This is a genomic window from Paenibacillus zanthoxyli JH29, assembly GCF_000520715.1.
GTDB lineage: Bacteria > Bacillota > Bacilli > Paenibacillales > Paenibacillaceae > Paenibacillus_AQ > Paenibacillus_AQ zanthoxyli.
This window is the reverse complement of record NZ_ASSD01000145.1, coordinates 1-1614: the sequence shown is the minus strand read 5'-3', so window position 1 is coordinate 1614 and position 1614 is coordinate 1. Positions and strand designations below refer to the sequence as shown.

General features: G+C 56.0%; 2 protein-coding genes. Both read right to left on the bottom strand.

From position 1 onward, the window contains the following. Positions 1 to 702 (bottom strand): tRNA threonylcarbamoyladenosine dehydratase (locus L691_RS0105800; RefSeq protein WP_025689333.1); only part of this gene is annotated, 702 nt, incomplete at its 3' end. A gap of 12 nt (positions 703 to 714) precedes the next feature. Next, positions 715 to 1614: amino acid--tRNA ligase-related protein (locus tag L691_RS0105795; protein ID WP_025689332.1), on the bottom strand; the 900-nt coding region annotated here is incomplete at its 5' end.

The following is a 1614-nucleotide window of genomic DNA, read 5'->3' as shown; positions in this document are numbered from 1 at the left end:
CACCCCCCCCGCCACAGGCGGCACGAATGCGTTGCTCGCCGGCGGCAGCTTCGCTTTCCGGATCTCCGGCGCGTTCTCGGGAACGATTTTATCCGTCACATCCTGACGCGGCTTCATCGGCTCCTCGGTTGAGAATACGACCTTTACGCCTTTCTTAATGCCGTCCTTGCGCAGTCTCTGACGAATAACGCGGGCAATCGGGTCCATCGTTGTCTTGGAGATGTCGGCAACCTGGAATTTGGTCGGGTCCATCTTGTTGGCCGCGCCCATGCTTGAGATCATCGGGATTTTGCGGGCGAGGCACTCCTTGATCAGATGGATTTTATAATGAATCGTGTCCGATGCGTCGAGAACGTAGTCCGGCTTGTATTTGAACAGTTCCTCATATGTTTCTTCGGTATAGAACATGTTGAGCGCTATCGCTTCGCATTCCGGATTGATCAGCTTGACCCGCTCCACCATCAGATCCGCTTTTTTCTGGCCGACTGTCGTGGTGAGCGCATGAATCTGGCGGTTGATGTTGGTGATATCGACCGCATCCTTATCAATCAGAATAATGCGCCCAACTCCCGTGCGGGCCAGGGCCTCCACCGCAATGGAGCCGACGCCGCCGATGCCGAGCACCGCTACCGTACTGTTTTTCATAACTTCCAGACCCTCGGGTCCGATAGCAAGCTCGGTACGCGAGAACTGATGCAGCATGATGTCAGCCTCCTATTTCTTGGCTTTTTCCTTGATAGCCACTCTGATATGGAGTTCGTCCAGTTGTGCGTCTTTAACCGGGGACGGAGCGTCCATCAGCAGATCGGTCGCACTGGCCGTTTTCGGGAAGGCGATCGTTTCACGCAGATTATTGCGCCCTGCCAGCAGCATAACGAGCCGGTCGAAACCGAAGGCGATGCCGCCGTGAGGAGGCGTGCCATACTCGAAGGCGTCAAGCAGATAGCCGAATTTGTCTTGAACTTCTTCTTTGGAAAGTGAGAGCGCGTCGAACATTTTCTCTTGTACATCGCGCTTGTAGATCCGCATCGAGCCGCCGCCGACTTCGTAGCCGTTCAGCACGATATCATAAGCCTGCGCGCGGATCGCGCCGGGATCGGTCTCGAACAGGGCCACGTCTTCTTCGCGCGGACGGGTGAACGGATGATGCTCCGCCATAAAGCGCTTCTGTTCCTCGTCATAGCCAAGCAGCGGGAAGTCGGTTACCCAGGCGAACTTGTACACACTGTCGTCGATCAGACCGAGCTGACGTCCAATTCTGAGACGGAGCGCGCCGAGGACGTCGGCAACGATCTTCTTGTTGTCAGCAGAGAACAGCAGCAGGTCGCCTTCCTCGGCTCCCGTACGTTCTTTAACGGCTGCAATCTCTTCTTCGGTGAAGAACTTCACGATTGGGCCGCGGAACTCGCCTTCTTTGATTTGAATCCAGGCTAGGCCCTTTGCGCCGTAACGGGCCGCGTAAGGTCCGAGATCGTCGATTTCCTTACGGGTCCAAGTGCCGCAGCCCTTGGCGTTCAGGCATTTCACTTCTCCGCCCTTTTCGATGACGGAGGCGAACACCTTCACGCCGCTTCCGGCGACGATATCATTCATTTCGATCAGTTCCAGACCGAA